Annotated in this window: 14 protein-coding genes; 8 read left to right on the top strand and 6 right to left on the bottom strand. The window is 65.6% G+C overall.

Annotated features, from left to right (window positions below; translation table 11 throughout):
- Nucleotides 1-8: 8 nt before the first annotated feature.
- A complete protein-coding gene (locus AC1DDA_RS14815; protein ID WP_476796316.1) occupies nucleotides 9-974 on the bottom strand; it encodes an extracellular solute-binding protein in 966 nt (321 codons plus the stop codon).
- A 93-nt stretch (nucleotides 975-1,067) separates the two neighbouring features.
- Here AC1DDA_RS14815 and AC1DDA_RS14810 point away from each other — a divergent pair, with 93 nt between their 5' ends.
- Entirely contained in the window at nucleotides 1,068-1,958 is an 891-nt protein-coding gene (locus AC1DDA_RS14810) for a LysR substrate-binding domain-containing protein (RefSeq protein ID WP_476796315.1), read from the top strand.
- A gap of 95 nt (nucleotides 1,959-2,053) precedes the next feature.
- Here the strand turns inward: AC1DDA_RS14810 and AC1DDA_RS14805 are convergent, their stop codons facing one another.
- The gene (locus AC1DDA_RS14805) at nucleotides 2,054-3,067 is read right to left on the bottom strand and encodes a LacI family DNA-binding transcriptional regulator (protein WP_476796314.1); all 1,014 of its coding nucleotides are present in this window, start codon (nucleotides 3,065-3,067) and stop codon (nucleotides 2,054-2,056) included.
- Between the two features lie 204 nt (nucleotides 3,068-3,271).
- Between AC1DDA_RS14805 and AC1DDA_RS14800 the strand changes: the two genes are divergently transcribed.
- From AC1DDA_RS14800 to AC1DDA_RS14770, 7 genes are all read left to right on the top strand, one after another.
- Nucleotides 3,272-5,185: an ABC transporter substrate-binding protein gene (locus AC1DDA_RS14800; RefSeq protein ID WP_476779743.1), complete on the top strand. Its 1,914-nt coding sequence runs from the start codon at nucleotides 3,272-3,274 to the stop codon at nucleotides 5,183-5,185.
- A 73-nt stretch (nucleotides 5,186-5,258) separates the two neighbouring features.
- The gene (locus AC1DDA_RS14795; RefSeq protein WP_441509538.1) at nucleotides 5,259-6,245 is read left to right on the top strand and encodes an ABC transporter permease; all 987 of its coding nucleotides are present in this window, start codon (nucleotides 5,259-5,261) and stop codon (nucleotides 6,243-6,245) included.
- Between the two features lie 9 nt (nucleotides 6,246-6,254).
- The gene (locus AC1DDA_RS14790; protein WP_476796313.1) at nucleotides 6,255-7,394 is read left to right on the top strand and encodes an ABC transporter permease; all 1,140 of its coding nucleotides are present in this window, start codon (nucleotides 6,255-6,257) and stop codon (nucleotides 7,392-7,394) included.
- A complete protein-coding gene (locus AC1DDA_RS14785) occupies nucleotides 7,372-8,454 on the top strand; it encodes an ABC transporter ATP-binding protein (RefSeq protein WP_476796312.1) in 1,083 nt (360 codons plus the stop codon). Before AC1DDA_RS14790 ends, AC1DDA_RS14785 begins: the two co-directional genes overlap by 23 nt.
- Nucleotides 8,447-9,511: an ABC transporter ATP-binding protein gene (locus AC1DDA_RS14780; protein ID WP_476796311.1), complete on the top strand. Its 1,065-nt coding sequence runs from the start codon at nucleotides 8,447-8,449 to the stop codon at nucleotides 9,509-9,511. The genes AC1DDA_RS14785 and AC1DDA_RS14780 overlap by 8 nt, the downstream gene beginning before the upstream one ends.
- Nucleotides 9,504-10,337 (top strand): 5-deoxy-glucuronate isomerase, encoded by an 834-nt coding sequence (locus AC1DDA_RS14775; protein WP_476796310.1) that lies wholly within the window; start codon nucleotides 9,504-9,506, stop codon nucleotides 10,335-10,337. The genes AC1DDA_RS14780 and AC1DDA_RS14775 overlap by 8 nt, the downstream gene beginning before the upstream one ends.
- Nucleotides 10,338-10,397: 60 nt before the next feature.
- Nucleotides 10,398-12,236 carry a GH39 family glycosyl hydrolase gene (locus AC1DDA_RS14770; RefSeq protein WP_476796309.1) on the top strand — a complete coding sequence of 613 codons (1,839 nt, stop codon included), beginning with the start codon at nucleotides 10,398-10,400 and terminating at the stop codon, nucleotides 12,234-12,236.
- Between the two features lie 54 nt (nucleotides 12,237-12,290).
- Here the strand turns inward: AC1DDA_RS14770 and AC1DDA_RS14765 are convergent, their stop codons facing one another.
- The 4 genes from AC1DDA_RS14765 to fdxA form a co-directional block, all read right to left on the bottom strand.
- Nucleotides 12,291-12,638 carry a hypothetical protein gene (locus tag AC1DDA_RS14765; RefSeq protein ID WP_476796308.1) on the bottom strand — a complete coding sequence of 116 codons (348 nt, stop codon included), beginning with the start codon at nucleotides 12,636-12,638 and terminating at the stop codon, nucleotides 12,291-12,293.
- 137 nt (nucleotides 12,639-12,775) lie between these two features.
- Complete coding sequence (locus tag AC1DDA_RS14760; RefSeq protein ID WP_476796538.1) at nucleotides 12,776-14,449, bottom strand: IlvD/Edd family dehydratase; 1,674 nt, start codon at nucleotides 14,447-14,449, stop codon at nucleotides 12,776-12,778.
- A gap of 200 nt (nucleotides 14,450-14,649) precedes the next feature.
- Nucleotides 14,650-15,555 carry a LysR family transcriptional regulator gene (locus AC1DDA_RS14755; RefSeq protein WP_476796307.1) on the bottom strand — a complete coding sequence of 302 codons (906 nt, stop codon included), beginning with the start codon at nucleotides 15,553-15,555 and terminating at the stop codon, nucleotides 14,650-14,652.
- A 12-nt stretch (nucleotides 15,556-15,567) separates the two neighbouring features.
- A complete protein-coding gene (gene fdxA, locus AC1DDA_RS14750) occupies nucleotides 15,568-15,903 on the bottom strand; it encodes a ferredoxin (protein ID WP_476796306.1) in 336 nt (111 codons plus the stop codon).
- Between the last annotated feature and the right edge of the window lie 110 nt (nucleotides 15,904-16,013).

Below are 16,013 nucleotides of genomic sequence, written 5' to 3'. Positions count from 1 at the left end.
CGGATCCGTCACTGCTTGAGGATGCGGCTGGCGAATTCGCGCCGGAAGGCTGTCATGTCGACGGGGCGGCGCATCTGCCAAAGCGCGATCTGCTTGAGGTCGATCAGGCCATGCCCGGGCACCGCCGTGGCGCCGACCACCTTGCCGAGCACGGCGGCAGCCTCGTCGCCCGCCATGAAGTCGAGGAAGATCTTGGCCTCGGCGGGGTTCGGGCCGCCGGCGACGAGACCGCCGCCTTCGGTGACGTTAGGGGTGATCCGGCCGTAGACGATCTCGATCGGCTTGCCCGCGGCCGTGGTCTCGAAACAGGTGGTGTCGAAGGTCAGACCGATCGCGACCTCGCCGGCGCCGGCGAGTTGCGCGCCGCCGGAGCCGCCGTCCGAATACTGATAGACGTTCTCGTTCAGGTTCTCGACGAAGGGCCAGCCGAAGGCGTCGACGAAGGTCGTCAGGATGGCGCCGCCGGTCCCGGATTTCAGTGGCGAGGGCAGCGAGATCTCCTTGCGGTAGACCGGCTTGATCAGATCCTCCCAGGTCGCCGGCATGGGCAGCCCCTTCTGCGCCAGCCGCTCCTTGTTGACGACCATGCACATCGTGGTGGCGAAGTACTTGCTGTAGAAGCCGTCCTCGTCGCGGAAGGCGGGGAGGATCTTCGATCCCTTCGGCTCGTAAGGCTCGAACACGCCGGCCTGCTTGAGCTGCTCGAGGGCGACGTTGTTGACGAGATAGACGATATCCGCCTGCGGCTTGCCCTTCTCGGCGATGGCCCGCTCGGCGATCGGGCCGGTGGAGCCGGAGACGAATTTCACCTCGATATCCGGGTGCTTCTTCTTGAAGGCCCCGACGAGCGCGCTGTTGACGCTGTCGGAGGCGTTGTAGATCACGACTTCCTTGGCGAAGGCGGCGCCGCTCGCCAGCGCGAACGCCGCCGTGGCGGCGAGACGCGCGATCATCGTTGTGGAGAGGCTGAGCATGAAAGTCTCCGTACCGTCTGGCAATCCGTCGTGATATAAGTGTCGCTAAATCATGTGACATTGAAATGAAGTCGAGCTTATTCCAGCGGCCCTATGAATCTCGCTCAGCTCCGCGCCTTCCACGCCGTCGCGAACCACGCGACCTTTTCGGCCGCTGCACAGGCGCTCGGCGTCAGCCAGTCAGCGATCACCCAGCATGTGAAATCTCTGGAAGACGCCGTCGGGACGCGCCTCTTCCTGCGCACGGCGAGCGGCGTCGAGCTGACGGCTGACGCGCTCGACCTGCTGCCGAAAGTGCGCCAGGCCATCCTGATGCTCGACGATATCTCGGCGCGAATGAGCGACGGCCGCAGTCTTGCCACCGGCCATCTCGCGATCGGCCTTTGCGCACCCTATGTGGCGATGCCGATCTTGGAGCGGTTCACCGCAGAGCATCCGGGCGTGCAACTCGAGGTGCGGCTGGCGAACTCGAAAAATCTGCTGGAGCTCGTCGCGCAGCACCGTATCGACATCGCCATCGCGACCCTGAGGGAGCCCCACCCCGATTTCGCCTGCGATTTCCTGGTCAAGCAGCGCGTCGAGATTCTGGTTCACGCAGACCACCCCTGGTGGGGTCGCCTGCAGGTTGAGGCGCGGGACTTGCCCGGTCAGCGCCTGGTAACGCGCGAGCCCGGCTCAATGACGCGCCACCTCTTCGAGGCCGCTCTGGCAGAGCGCAAACTCGAACTTCCGCCCCATTTGGTCCTGGGCAGCCGTGAAGCGGTGAAGGAGGCGGTTGCGGCCGGGGTCGGCATTGGCATCGTGCTCGATCAGGAGCGTGGTTTCGACCCTCGGCTCAGGGCCATCACGGTTTCCGATTTTGATGTCGTGGCCGGGGAGTATCTCGTCACGCGCAGGGAAACCCGTAGCCTGGGCAGCGTGGCTGCCTTTTCCGCCATAGCCTCTGTGGTCGCGAAGGAAAAAGTCCCGGATCGCCCCGCCTAAAGGCTATTGCAGAGCCGTCATCCCGCATTGCAAATGCCTTGAGGCGCAAATGGCCGCGTTCCGATCGGCAGACAGCCGAGCATCCGAGCCTTCCCTTATGCTGGGGGGGTCGTCGCCCTCCAGATTAGATCCGGTTCGATCACGATGCCTTGCTGGGCGTTGCGGCCAGCGATCCGGTCGAGCAGCATCCGCATCGCCATCTCGCCGAGATCCTGCTTGGCGATCCGCAACGTGGTCAAAGCCGGCGACACCAGCGAGGCGGCGGGAATGTCGTCGCAGCCCACGATCGCGATATCGTCCGGCACCCTGATGCCGGCCTGCTCGAGCGGCTTCATCAAGCCGAGCGCGATCAGGTCGTTATAGCAGATCATGGCATCGATCCGCGCTGCGTCGGGCAGCAATCGGGCGGCGATATCGGCTCCGCCCTGAAGGTCCGGCGAGCAGGGGAGATCGAGGGCGAGGGAGAGGCCGTGGCGCGCCAGCGCCGCCTCGATCCCTTCCCGCCGCTTGCGCCCGCCATGCGACGAAGCCAACCCGGCCGCGAAGCCGAATTGTCGTCGCCCTTGGGCGACGAGCTGCGTGACGGCGGCTTCCACGCCGGAGCGATAGTCGACTTCGATCGTGCCGGCATGGCGTTTCGCAACGGACCGATTGATCAGCACTGCGGCCCGGTGCTGCGCGACTGCGCGCAGAAGCCGTTCGTCGTCGAGGCGGGCGCTGCAGATGATGACGCCGTCGACACGTTTGTCGAGCAGCGTGCCCAGGACCTCCTCCTCGCGTTCGGGGTCCTCGATGACGTTGCAGGAGAGCAGCGTGTAGCCGGCCGGTCGCGCCACCAGCTCGGCGCCGCGAATGATCTCGGGGAAGAACGGATTGACGATGTCGGGCACGACGATGCCGACCGTGTACGAGCGGTCACTTTTCAGGCTCTGGGCGAAGGCGTTGGGCCGGTAGTTCAGTGCCTGGGCCGCCTGCAGCACGCGCTGGCGCGTGTCCTCGCCAGCGCCGCCGCGGCCGTTGAGGACGCGCGAAACCGTCATCGGCGAGACGCCGGCAGCGGTAGCGACATCGGTGATGGTTGGCGGCCGCAAGGCCGGCTTCATGTTCATGTCGCCTTATCTCACGATAACGATATCTCTTTCCAGTGCATTTCTCGGTGATCGCGAACGCCAGAAATGCGACTTTCGATTGCAGTTATTCTCCTTGGAGGGGTCTTGCACTGCCATTCTAAAGAGGGTTGACGCTATAAGCGAGATAACGATAACGTAACTCCATAGCGCCCGCCATGAGCAGAAGGCGCAGCGGAGGAAACGATGGCAGCTTTTCCTGGGCGCGCCCTGCGTGGCGTCGCGCTGTCCCTGATCCTTGTCCTCTCCGGCGCGGCCGGGGCCGCGGACTACAAGGAGGCGCCGGGGCTTTCCGAATTGGTCAAGGGCGGCAAGCTGCCGCCGGTTGAGCAGCGCCTGCCCGAGCAGCCCTTGGTGCTGAAGCCGGTCGAGAAGGTCGGAAAATATGGCGGCACCTGGCGTCAGGCACTGATGGGCGGCAGCGACTCGCTGATCGAGCGCTCGGTCGGCTATACCCGCCTCGTCCGCTGGAACCGCGACTGGACCGCGGTCGAACCCGACGTCGCCGAGAAGGTCGACGTCAAGCCGGACGGGACCGAATACGTCTTCCATCTGCGCAAGGGCACGCGCTGGTCCGACGGCGCGCCGTTCACGGCCGACGATCTCGTGTTCTGGTACCAGGACGTGTTGATGAACAAGGAGCTGACGCCGTCGGTGCCGCGCTGGCTGCGCAGCGGCAACGACCCCGTCATCGTCGAGAAGATCGACGATGCCACCGTCCGCTTCCGCTTCACCGGGCCGAACGGCATGTTGCTGGAGAACATGGCGACGACCTTCGGGTCGGACATTCTCGCGGCGGCGCCGGCGCATTACCTCAAGCAGTTCCACAAGAAGTACAATCCCGATGGCATCGACAAGCTCGTCACCGAGGCCAAGGCGGCGAACTGGGCGGCGCTCTTCCTCAACAAGGTGAGCTTCCCCGGCCGCTGGCGCGATACCGGCCGGCCGGTGCTCGATCCGTGGCGGCTGACCGTGCCCTATGGCGGCACGACGCAGGTCGTGCTCGAGCGCAATCCCTATTACTTCAAGGTCGATCCGGAGGGGCGGCAACTGCCCTATATCGACCGCGTCACCTTCGACATCATGGGCGACCAGCAGGCGATCGTGCTCAAGGCGATCAATGGCGAGCTCGACATGCAGAACCAGCGCCTCAACGGGCTGGAGACGCGCATCGTGCTGGCGCAGAACCGCGAGCGCAGCGGCTACCGCCTGTTCAAGGCGCAGCCGGCCTGGTCGAACGCGATGTGCATCTCGCTCAACCTGACCAGCAAGAACCCGGTGCTGCGCGAGGTCTTCCGCAGCAAGGATGTCCGCGTCGCGCTCTCGCTCGCCATCAACCGCGACGAGATCAACGACCTGATCTATGCCGGCCAGTCGCAGCCCTATCAGGCGGCGCCGCGTCCGGGCACCGCGCTCTATGACAAGGAGATGGCGACCCAGTACACCAAGTACGATCCCAAAGCCGCCAACGAGTTGCTCGACAAGGCGGGATTTGCCAAGCGCGACGCGCAGAAATTCCGGCTCGGGCCGGATGGCAAGCGCATTTCCTTCGCCGTCGATGCCGCGACCTCGCGCCGCTACCAGATCGACGCGCTCGAGCTGATCAAGAAATACTGGGCCGCGGTCGGCATCGAGATGCAGGTCAAGACCATCGAGGAATCGTTCGCCTTCGCCCGCATGCTCGCCAACGAGCATGACGCCATGGTCTGGATCGGCGGCGGCGGCTACGACTTCCTCGGCATCCTCGATCCGAAATGGTATTTCCCCTACGAGAACCAGGCGGCCTTCGCCTCGGCCTGGGGGATCTATTTCCAGAACCCGAAAGACCCCAATGCCGAGGAGCCGCCGGAGGCGGCCAAGCAGCAGCAAGCGCTCTACGTCCAGATGCAGAAAACGCCCGGAACGGCTGGCCAGATCGAGGTGATGAAGAAGATCCTCGCGATCGCCCGCGACCAGTTCTACGTGATCGGCACGAACATGGACGCGGACAATTACGGCGTCGTGAAGAACAACATGCGCAACGTGCCCGATCTGATGCCGGACACCTTCTTCTACATGACGCCGGGTCCGACCAATCCCGAGCAGTATTTCTACGAATAGCCCGGTCATCGACATCGAGCCCGGAGCGGCGCTCCGGGCCCTTCGCCCCGCTCGCCCGCACCGGAGGTCCACGATGCTCCGCTACATGCTGAGACGGCTCGTCTATACGCTGGCCACGCTCGCCGCCGTGTCGGTCGTCGCCTTCCTGGTCATCCAGTTGCCGCCGGGCGACTTCCTGACCTCGTTCAGTGCCAAATTCGCCGAGCAGGGCGGCTCGCTCGACAATGACACACTGGCCGCGCTCAAGCTGCGCTATGGGCTCGATCAGCCCTGGTATGTGCAATACTGGCTCTGGATTTCCGGCATCCTGTTCCGCGGCGATTTCGGCGAGTCCTTCGAGTGGAACAAGCCGGTATCGGAATTGATGTGGGATCGGTTCGGGCTGACCGTCCTGCTCTCCGGCGTCACCCTGATCGTCACCTGGATCGTCGCCCTGCCGATCGGCATCTACAGCGCGGTCCGGCGCTATTCCTGGCTCGACTATGTCGTGACCTTTCTCGGCTTTCTCGGCCTCGCCATACCGAGCTTCCTGCTGGCGCTGGCGCTGATGTACGTGCTCTCGCGCTATTTCGGCATGAGCGTCAGCGGGCTGTTCTCGCCTGAATACGTCAACGCGCCCTGGAGCCTCGCCAAGGTCGGCGACCTCGCCATGCATCTGTGGCTGCCGGTCTTCGTGCTGGCGACCCATGGCACGGCGGCACTGATCCGCGTGATGCGCGCCAACCTGATCGACGAGCTCTACAAGCCCTACGTCCAGACCGCCCGCGCCAACGGCCTCGGCGAGATGGAGCTTCTGTTCAAGTACCCGGTCCGCGTCGCGCTCAACCCCTTCGTCTCGACCATCGGCTGGGTGCTGCCGAACCTCGTCTCCGGCGCGATCGTGACCTCGGTGGTGATGAGCCTGCCGACCGCCGGCCCGCTGCTGCTCTCGGCCCTGCTGGCGCAGGACATGTACCTCGCCGGCAGCTTCATCCTGATGCTGAGCGCGCTCACCGTGATCGGCACGCTGATCTCCGACCTCCTGCTCGCGTGGCTCGATCCGCGCGTGCGCTACGCCTGAGCCGCGCGCATGACCGATATCGCCGCGCCCACCGTTCCTGAAACCGTCGCCCCGGCGGCCCGCCGTCTGGCCGAGGCCAGCCAATGGCGGCTGATCTTCCGCCGCTTCCGCCGGCACCGTCTGGCCTATGCCAGTCTCTTCGTGGTGCTCGGCATCTATCTCGTCGCGTTGCTGGCCGAGTTCTTCGCGCCCTTCGCGCCCGACACCTACAATGCCCGCTTCACCTATGGCCCGCCGCAGACATTGCGCTTCTTCGGCACGGATGCCGCTGGCGAGACGCATTTTATGTACGTCAACGGCTACCGGATGAGCTTCGATCCCGTCGCCCTGAAGCGGAGCTTCGTGGTCGACGAGAAATCGGTCAACCCGGTCGTCTTCTTCGCCAAGGGCGAGCCCTACAAGCTTTTTGGGCTCATTCCCTGGGATCGGCACCTGATCGGCCCGGCCGACCCGTCCCAGCCGATGTATCTCTGGGGCGCCGACCGGCTCGGCCGGGACGTGCTGTCGCGCACCATCCATGGCGCCCGCATCTCGATGTCGATCGGCCTCGTCGGCGTCGCCATCAGCCTCTTCCTCGGTCTGATGCTCGGCGGCATCTCCGGCTATTATGGCGGCTGGATCGACGAGGTCGTCCAGCGCAGCATCGACTTCCTGAAATCGATCCCCACCATCCCACTCTGGATGGGGCTCGCCGCCGCGGTGCCGGCGAATATGGACCCGCTGCTGGTCTATCTCTGGATCACCATCATCCTCTCCCTGATCGGCTGGACCGATCTGGCGCGCGTGGTGCGCGGCCGCTTCCTCTCGCTCAGGACCGAGGATTTCGTGCTGGCGGCGCGGCTCGACGGCTGCTCGCGCCAGCGCGTGATCTGGCGGCACATGGTCCCCTCCTTCACCAGCCACATCACCGCCTCCGTGACGCTGGCGATCCCCAGCATGATCCTGGCCGAGACGGCGCTGTCCTTCCTCGGCATCGGGCTGAAGGAGCCGGTGGTGAGCTGGGGCGTGCTGCTTAAGGACGCGCAGAGCATCCTGGCCCTGACCACGGCGCCCTGGCTGCTCGCTCCGGGTGTCGCGGTGGTGGTCGCGGTGCTCGCCCTCAACTTCCTCGGTGACGGAATTCGCGATGCGGCCGATCCCTATGCCTGAACCCGGCCCCTCCGGGAGTCCGGCGCCGGCAGATGGCGCCGCACCGCTCGTCGCCGTCCGGGACCTCAAGGTCCAGATCGGCACCGATGACGGGCTGGTGCGCGCCGTCGACGGCGTCACCTTCGACGTGCCACGCGGCCGCACGCTCTGCATCGTCGGCGAATCCGGCTCGGGCAAGAGCGTCACCGGCCGCGCCCTGATGAGCTTGCTGCCGCCGAGCGGGCGCATCGCCGCCGGCAGCATCGTCTATGCCGGTGGCGACGGCGAGGCGCTGGACGTCACCACGCTCGACCCGCGCGGCCGCCGCATCCGTGCCTTGCGCGGCAAGGAAATCTCCCTGATCTCGCAGGAGCCGATGGCGGCGCTCTCACCGGTCCACACCATCGGCCAGCAACTCGTTCCTGTGATCCGCCGCCATCTCGATCTCTCGAAGAAGGCCGCCGAGGCACGCGCCATCGAGATGCTCGGCCGCGTCGGGATCCCCAGGCCGGCGGAGCGGCTGAGCAACTATCCCTTCGAGTTCTCCGGCGGCATGCGCCAGCGCGTCTGCATCGCGCTCGCTTTGTCCTGCCGGCCGCGCCTGCTTATCGCCGACGAGCCAACCACCGCGCTCGACGTCACCACCCAGGCCAACATCATCGACCTGCTGCAGGAATTGCAGCGCGAGGACGGCCTCTCGATCCTGTTCATCACCCATGATCTCGGGGTGGTCGCCGAAATCGCCGACGATGTCGCAGTGATGTATCTCGGCAAGATCGTCGAGCGCGGCACGGTCGAGCAAATTTTCGCCGATCCGCGCCACCCCTATACGCGGGCGCTGCTGAAATCGGTGCCGCGGCTCGGTGCCGGGCGCGAGACCCGGCTCGCCGCCATCCGCGGCATGGTGCCCTCGCCCTTCGACCGGCCGGCGGGCTGCGATTTCCACCCGCGCTGCGATGCGGCGCTCAAGGGCATCTGCGACGTCGCCGACCCCGGCACCGTCTCCATCGGCCCCCGCCGCGACGTGCGCTGCATCCTTGCCCGCGATCCATCCATTGGGGAGGGCGTCCGCCATGGCTGATTCCGCCACGCTTCCGCCGGACGTGCTGCTCGAAGTCAGCGGGCTGACAAAGCTGTTTCCGCCGCGCCGGACCTTGTTCCAGCGCAAGGCGGCCAATCCCGTGCGCGCCGTCGAGGATGTCTCCTTCCAGATCCGGCAAGGCGAGACGCTGGGGCTCGTCGGCGAATCCGGTTGCGGCAAATCGACGGTGACGCGCCTCTTGCTCGGCATCCACCAACCGAGCGCTGGCTCGATGCATTATCGCCGCAAGGATGGCGGCAGCGTCGATCTCGCAGAGCTATCCGAGGATGAGCGGCTCGCCTATTGCACGGATCTGCGCCTCGTCTTCCAGGACCCGCAATCCTCGCTCAATCCGCGCCTGCAGGTCCGCGACATCGTCGGCGAGGTCTTGAAGGTCAACAAGCTGGTGCCGCCGGGCGAGATCGAGGGCAAGGTCCGCGATCTCCTCGCCAAGGTGGGTCTGCGCCCGGAATACGCCCGGCGCTATCCGCACGCCTTCTCCGGCGGCGAGCGCCAGCGCGTCGGCATCGCCCGGGCGCTCGCGACGCATCCTCGTCTCGTCGTGCTGGACGAGGCCGTCTCCGCGCTCGACGTCAGCGTCCGCGCGCAGACGCTCAACCTGCTGCGCGACCTTCAGGAGGAGTTCGGGCTGACCTATCTCTTCGTCAGTCATGATCTCAGCGTCATCGAGTATATCTGCGACCGCGTCGTGGTGATGTATGTCGGCCAGGTCGTCGAGATCGCGAGCGCCGACGCGCTCTTCGCCCGGCCCTTGCATCCCTATACCGAGGCGCTGCTCTCGGCTCTGCCGATCCCCGACCCGGCCCATCGCCGGCAGAACCGCCGCATCCGCCTGCCGGGCGAGGTCGCCGATCCCGCGAACCGACCGAGCGGCTGCGCCTTCCACCCACGCTGCCGCTTCGCCACCGATATCTGCCGCACGACCCAGCCGCCTTTGCGCGATCTCGGCGGCCGCAATGTCGCCTGCCATCACGCCGAGACGCTCACGCTGCGCGGCGTCGACGCCATCCAGACCGGACAACCCAGCCATGCCTAAGCACATCCGCGCCCGCGACAACGCCAACCTCGCCATCGTCGACGATGATCCGGCGCTGCCGCATGTCCATTTCAACCTGCTGAACCTGCAGCTCGGCGAGGCGGTCGAGCAGAGCTTGCCGCGGCACGAGAGCGTCTATGTCGTACTCTCCGGCACGGTGGACCTCATCGTCGACGGCGAGCGCTTCGCGGCGGTCGGCCAACGGCGCGACATCTGGTCCGGCGAGGCGGATTCGGTCTATGTCCCGCCGGGCAGCACCGTCCGGCTGGAAAACGCCACCGGCCCCGTCGAGATCGCCGTTGCCGGCGGCCTCTGCGACGACGAGGGGCTGAAACCGTTCCGCATCGCGCCGAACGAAGTCGCGATGGTCGATGTCGGCTCGCCCGACACCCATAGCCGCCGCCGCATCTTCCACATCCTCGGCCAGAACGGACAGGGCCGCGCGGGCAATCTCCTGGTCAGCGAGCTCTATGCCGATCCCGGCTGCTGGTCCGGCTATCCGCCGCACAAGCACGACGCCGACCGCGATGGCGAGACGGCGCATGACGAGCTCTATCATTACCGCTACCAGCCCGGCACCGGCTTCGGCGCCCAGATCATCTATGCCGACGGCCAGTCCGAATGCTTCATGGTGCAGGATCGCGACACCATCCTGGTCGATCGCGGCTATCACCCGACCGTCACCTCGCCCGGACATCGCTGCTACATCTTCACCATCCTGGTCGGGAAGACGCAGCGCGGGCTGGTCCAGCATTTCGACGACCGCCACGCCCATCTGATGGCGGCGATCCCCGGCATCCAGTCGATGCGCGACAAGTTCAAATAGAACAACTCATCAATTTAGCCGGCAATATTCCATCACCTGCTTTGCAGCGAAGGACCTGTCATGCCTGACAAGACCCGCATTCATATCGACCTCGCCGCCCCGACCACGCCGTTCCGGCGCTTCTGGCGTAGCACCGGCTTTTCCCCGGCGGAGCTGCTATTGGAGCCGGAGATGCGGCAGACGCTCGCCTATGTCGGCGGCGTGCCCAATCGCGGCATCGAATACATGCGCGTGCACTACATGCTCGACCTCGTCACCGCGTCGCGCTTCGGGACATACGACTGGTCGCGGCTCGATGCGGCGATCGATGTCATGCTCGAACACCGCATCCGGCCCTTCTTCGAGCTGATGGGCAATCCGTCCTACATCTACACCGACTTCAATGACGTCGCGCAGGCGCATCACTGGCGCGACTTCATGGTCGAGATGATCGAGCGCTACCGCGCACGCTACGGCGCCGACGAACTGCGCCAGTGGTATTTCGAGACCTGGAACGAGCCCGACATCTGGTGGAAGCTCGGTGGCGAGACCGGCTTCAACAACTACTACGACGCCTGCTCGGAAGCCCTGAAGGCGGTCGATCCCAAGCTCAGGCTCGGCGGCCCCGGCGTCGCCCGGCGCATTCCGCCGATCTTCAAGAGTTTCCTCGCCCATTGCGATACCGGCACAAATCTCTTCACCGGCGAGACCGGCGTGCGGCTCGACTTCATCTCGGTGCATGAGAAGGGGGTGAAGAAGCACGCCGAGGATCTGACGCCGAACAGTCTCGCCATCATCCGGCACGAGATGATGGCGGTCGATTATATCCGCGAGCATCATCCGCGCTTTGCGAACTTGCCTTTCGTCAACGACGAATGCGACCCGCAGATCGGCTGGCATCTCTACCATACCTGGCACGGCATGCCCTATTTCGCCGGGCTCGCGGCCAAGATCGTCGACCAGCATCAACGCCTGATGATCGACGGCGAAGGCGTCGACTACGAGGTCCTCAGCAACGACAACGGCTTCGTCGGCCACTGGGGCCACCGCACGCATCTGACCTATTTCGGCAAGCGCCCGGTGCGCGCCGCCCAGGCCGAGCACAAGACCGACATCACCGCGCTGGAAGCGCGCCGGGCCGAGCCCGAGCCGTTCGATCTGGTCAAGAAGCCGGCGCTCAGCGTCATGGAATTGCTCGGCCTGCTGAGCGAGCGCCGATTCAAGCTCGACGGCCAGGGACTCGACCCCGACCGCACCGGCCTCGGCGCGATCGCGACGGCGCTGGGAAGCGCCTCCGAGCCGTCCGGCGCGAGCGTGCTCCTCTACAACAGCGTCGACCGCATCTGGCAGTCTGGCGAGAGCGCGGTGGAACTCGCTTTTTCCGGGTTGCAGCCTGGCGCTTATGCGCTCGCCACCTTCCGCATCGCCCACGGCAAGGGCGATCCCTTCACGGTCTGGGAGGATCTCGGCGCGCCCGATCTGCCGAACGCCGCGGAGCTCGAAGCGATGCGCCTCGCGCAGGAGCCCGCCCTGACGGTCGAGCATCTCCAGATCGGCGGGGCTGTTGCCCGGCACGAATTCAGGCTCGACATGCCGCTGCCGTCGGTTGCGCTGGCGGCGCTCGTCCGGCGCGAAGGCGCGGCACCAGCCGAGCCCACCGCCCTCAGGATCCATCACTTTGGCGGCCTCAACGGCGGCAATCGCATCTTGTTCTGGGAGCCGGCGCCGCATGAGAGCGTCCAGCTCTTCGATGTGCTCTGGAGCACGCAGGAGAGTGGCCCCTGGCAGGTGATCAATCCGGCCGGGCTGCTTTCGAGCGTCTATCTCGACGCACGCCTCGTGAACGGCTTCTATCGCGTGCGCGCCCGGGACCTTTTCGGCCGTGTCAGTGCCGACAGCAACTCCGTCGCGGCGATCTGAGATAACGCAACATCGGCGAGCTCGGCAGACCGAGGATCGATGTGGAGGAACGTGTCAGGCTGGCCCGGCTGGGATGTCGTGCCCGCCGGCAATGCCCGTCGAGACCAGCGTTTCGAAGTACTCGACCTTCAGGTCGAAGGATTTGAGGAGCTTCTGGGTACTCGGCTTCACGACTGCGTCGTCGAAATCGCCCTTCCCGAAATGGCCTGCCGAAGCCGTGTCCTTCCAAAAGCTCATGACGACGAGTTCGTTCTCGGTTCCTTTCACCTTGCGGGCCAAGGTGGCGCCCAGATGGCCGGGCAACTCGGCCATCTCGACAAAGGTGGTTTTCCGGAGGTGATCGGCATAGGCGGCCAGTACCGCGTCCGAACCTGCGACGGCTCGCCAGGAACGAATGATCATCCGTCGTTTTCTCCTCCGTTTGGGCTAGGCCGTGCTCCGAGGAGAACGCGCCCGCTATGTCGTCGACCGCCATCGCGGCCACGCGACGATATCTTGGCACTTTGCGTCTCGCGAGCAATTGCCCGGCGCGTGGTGCTTCAGCAAAAGTCGAAATCGCAGCCTTCATTCGCCTGCAGCACAGTGGTGAGGTAGAGGTGCCGATAGCCGCGCGCTTGCTCGACCAGGTGCGCCGGCGGAAGCCATTCGCTTTTCCGCCGCCGCAGCTCGGCCTCATCAACCATCAGCGTGATCTCGCGCGCGGGGACGTCGAGGCGGATCATGTCGCCGTCACGAACCAGCCCGAGGGGGCCTCCCACCGCCGATTCCGGTGCGATATGCAGCACGATGGTGCCGAAAGCCGTACCGCTCATGCGCGCATCCGAAATCCGGACCATGTCCTTGACCCCGGCCTGGGCGAGCTTCTTCGGGATTGGGATGTAGCCCGCCTCGGGCATGCCGGGCGCTCCCTTGGGGCCTGCATTGGTCAGCACCAGCACATCGTCGGCGGCCACATCGAGATCGGGGTCGTCGATGCGGCGAACCATGTCCTCGACCGACGCGAAGACGACCGCCCGCCCGGTATGCGTCAGCAAGCCCGGAGAGGCGGCGGCATGCTTGATGATCGCGCCGTCGGGCGCGAGGTTGCCGCGCAGCACGGCCATGCCGCCGGTCGGCTTCACCGGGCGGGCGGCGCTGCGGATGATGCTCTGATCGGGGACCCGCTCGGCGGCATCGGCGATCTCGCCGATCGTTCGGCCGTCGATGGCCATTGCAGCGCGGTCGAGGTGGTCGCCGAGTTCCTGCATCAGCCGGGGAACGCCGCCGGCCCAATGGAAATGCTCCATGTAATGGTCGCCGGAGGGCTTGAGATCGACCAGAACCGGCACCTTGCGGCCGATGGCATCGAACGCGTCGAGATCGATCTTCAGGCCGGCGCGTCGCGCGATCGCGGCAAGATGGACGAGGCCGTTTGTCGATCCACCGATTGCCTGCAACACCGTCAGCGCGTTGCGGAAAGCCGCCTCCGTCAGCAGCTCGCTCGGCTTCGGACCGCCCTGGGCGAGCCCCACAGCCCTTCGCCCGCTCGCCTCGGCGGCACGGATGCGGTCAGCATGGGTGGCTGGGATCGTGCCCGTTCCGGGCAGCGCGATGCCCAGCGCCTCGACGAGACAGCCCATCGTGCTCGCTGTGCCCATCACCATGCACGTGCCTTGCGTCGGCGCCAGCCGCCCGCTCAGCACCTCGATCTCGTCGGCATCGATCTGACCGGCGCGATGCTGCCCCCATAAGCGGCGGCAATCGGTGCAGGCACCGAGAACCTCGCCCTTGTGATGGCCGACGAGCATGGGCCCGGTGATGAGTTGGATAGCCGGCACATCGGCGCTGACCGCGGCCATCAACTGTGCCGGCACGGTCTTGTCGCAGCCCCCGATCATCACGACGGCGTCGATCGGTTGGGCCCGGATCATCTCCTCGGTGTCGATCGCCATGAGATTGCGCAGGTACATCGATGTCGGATTGGCGAAGGATTCGTGGATGGAGATCGTCGGGAACTCCATCGGCAGCCCGCCCGCCAGCATGACGCCGCGCTTCACCGCCTCGATCAGCCGGGGCACATTGCCGTGGCACGGGTTGAAATCGCTGAATGTGTTGGTGATGCCGATGATCGGCCGATCCAGCGCGTCGTCTGAAAACCCGGCCGCCTTGATGAAGGCTTTGCGCAGGAAGAGCGAGAAGCCCGGATCGCCATAGGTCGCAAGGTTACGGCGCATGCCGCGCGGCACTGGGCCGGTGCTGGGCGCATCATCGTCATGCTCGTTCATGGCTGCGAAATCCGCTCGTCGTCGCTGCACGGAACTCGTATCGGCGAGCACAATGACCCAGCGGGAAGCGAAACGGCAAAGCCTGTTTCGCTCTGCGCCGAAAGCCCCGCGCGCAATCTCGCTCCATCACTGGCTTCCGCGCCCGAGATTCAGGGGGTCGTGAGATGTCGGAGATCCTTCATCAGGCTCTTGGAAAGCTGGGCCGCTGGAGGCGACAGCGAACGATGCGTCGCCGTGATGATACCGATGCGCAGCATGTTCACGCCGGGGGAGGACAGCGGGCGCCAGGCGATCTTGCCCTGTTCGATTTCCTTCAGGAAGCCGAGGCGGGTGAAAAAGGCGATGCCGAGTCCGAGCTCGATGCAGATCCGGATCATCTGAATCGAGTTCGAGGTGATCTTCGGTTTGAGCATCGCCTTGAACTGGCTGAAATCGGCGTCGGTGTCGGCACCGCGCGGCAACGGTCCGGTCTGGTCGAGCACCGGATAGGACAGAGCTTCCTTGAAGCTGACGCTCAGGCGCGCGGTCAGCGGATGATCGACCGGCATGACCACCCCGATCGGCGCCGGCACTTCAGCGATGAAACTGACGTTCGCGGCCGATAGCGGACTGACGAAGGTCAGACCGATATCGACGGCGCCGCTGCTGACCATGCCGGCGATCTCGGCCGGCGGCGCGGCGAGCACGGTGTGGTTGATCGCTGGGAAGTCGCGCCCGAACCGCGCCAATGCCCGCGGCAGGAAGTCGACCAGCAGCGAGTCGAGCGCAGCGATCGTGACGTGGCCCGAGCGGGCTTCGCGAAGATCGTCGATCGCCGCACGGACCTGCCCAAAGGCTTCGATCGTTGAGGTGACGTGCTGCAGAAGCAAGGTACCTGCGACGGTCAGGCGCATTCCGGCCGGAAGCCGGTCGAAAAGGGGGCCGCCGAACTCGTCCTCGAGCTTCAGGATCTGTCGGTTGATGGCACTCGCCGCCACATTCAGCCGGGCCGCGGCCCGGCGGATCGAACCCAGCCGCGCGACCTCCCGGAAATAGAACAGGGCAGCGGCGTGCATGACCGGGCATCCTCAGCTTGCGGCCTTCCTCGGCCAAGCCGCCACCGTGGGATGATCCCGCATCGTCGTCAAAGAGGAGTCGGCGCCGCCGGGCTTGCCCCAGCCCGTCACGGCCGGTCCGAAGAACTCGCGGTTGACCGCCGGCCATTCGGCAAGCTCGGGTGGCAGCCGGTCGTCGGCGTGGATGGCCGCGACCGGGCAGACCGTCTCGCACAGGCCGCAATCGATGCATTCGTCCGGCTGGATATAGAGGGTGCGTCCGCCCTCATAGATGCAGTCGACCGGGCAGGCTGCCAGGCAGGCCTTGTCCTTGATGTCGATGCAGGCGTCGGTGATCACGAAGGGCATGGCGGGCCTCCCGGCCTGAGCATTTCCGCGTTTCCCCGAACCGCAGAAATGCTCTATCTATTTGTTTTATCGCATTTTCTTCACGCGAGCCGGTGGCCACTTCGCTCGAA

Source organism: Allobosea sp. 10N428 (assembly GCF_056394545.1).
This window is presented reverse-complemented; position numbering and strand designations above follow the sequence as displayed.

What these genes read in the sequence shown, in the direction of transcription:
- AC1DDA_RS14800 (WP_476779743.1), top strand. Translation starts at nt 3,272, where the DNA reads ATGGCAGCTTTTCCTGGGCGCGCCCTGCGTGGCGTCGCGCTGTCCCTG.
- AC1DDA_RS14775 (WP_476796310.1), top strand. Translation starts at nt 9,504, where the DNA reads ATGCCTAAGCACATCCGCGCCCGCGACAACGCCAACCTCGCCATCGTC.
- AC1DDA_RS14815 (WP_476796316.1), bottom strand. Translation starts at nt 974, where the DNA reads ATGCTCAGCCTCTCCACAACGATGATCGCGCGTCTCGCCGCCACGGCG.
- fdxA (WP_476796306.1), bottom strand. Translation starts at nt 15,903, where the DNA reads ATGCCCTTCGTGATCACCGACGCCTGCATCGACATCAAGGACAAGGCC.
- AC1DDA_RS14795 (WP_441509538.1), top strand. Translation starts at nt 5,259, where the DNA reads ATGCTCCGCTACATGCTGAGACGGCTCGTCTATACGCTGGCCACGCTC.
- AC1DDA_RS14755 (WP_476796307.1), bottom strand. Translation starts at nt 15,555, where the DNA reads ATGCACGCCGCTGCCCTGTTCTATTTCCGGGAGGTCGCGCGGCTGGGT.
- AC1DDA_RS14790 (WP_476796313.1), top strand. Translation starts at nt 6,255, where the DNA reads ATGACCGATATCGCCGCGCCCACCGTTCCTGAAACCGTCGCCCCGGCG.
- AC1DDA_RS14785 (WP_476796312.1), top strand. Translation starts at nt 7,372, where the DNA reads ATGCGGCCGATCCCTATGCCTGAACCCGGCCCCTCCGGGAGTCCGGCG.
- AC1DDA_RS14810 (WP_476796315.1), top strand. Translation starts at nt 1,068, where the DNA reads ATGAATCTCGCTCAGCTCCGCGCCTTCCACGCCGTCGCGAACCACGCG.
- AC1DDA_RS14770 (WP_476796309.1), top strand. Translation starts at nt 10,398, where the DNA reads ATGCCTGACAAGACCCGCATTCATATCGACCTCGCCGCCCCGACCACG.
- AC1DDA_RS14780 (WP_476796311.1), top strand. Translation starts at nt 8,447, where the DNA reads ATGGCTGATTCCGCCACGCTTCCGCCGGACGTGCTGCTCGAAGTCAGC.
- AC1DDA_RS14760 (WP_476796538.1), bottom strand. Translation starts at nt 14,449, where the DNA reads ATGCGCCGTAACCTTGCGACCTATGGCGATCCGGGCTTCTCGCTCTTC.
- AC1DDA_RS14765 (WP_476796308.1), bottom strand. Translation starts at nt 12,638, where the DNA reads ATGATCATTCGTTCCTGGCGAGCCGTCGCAGGTTCGGACGCGGTACTG.
- AC1DDA_RS14805 (WP_476796314.1), bottom strand. Translation starts at nt 3,067, where the DNA reads ATGAACATGAAGCCGGCCTTGCGGCCGCCAACCATCACCGATGTCGCT.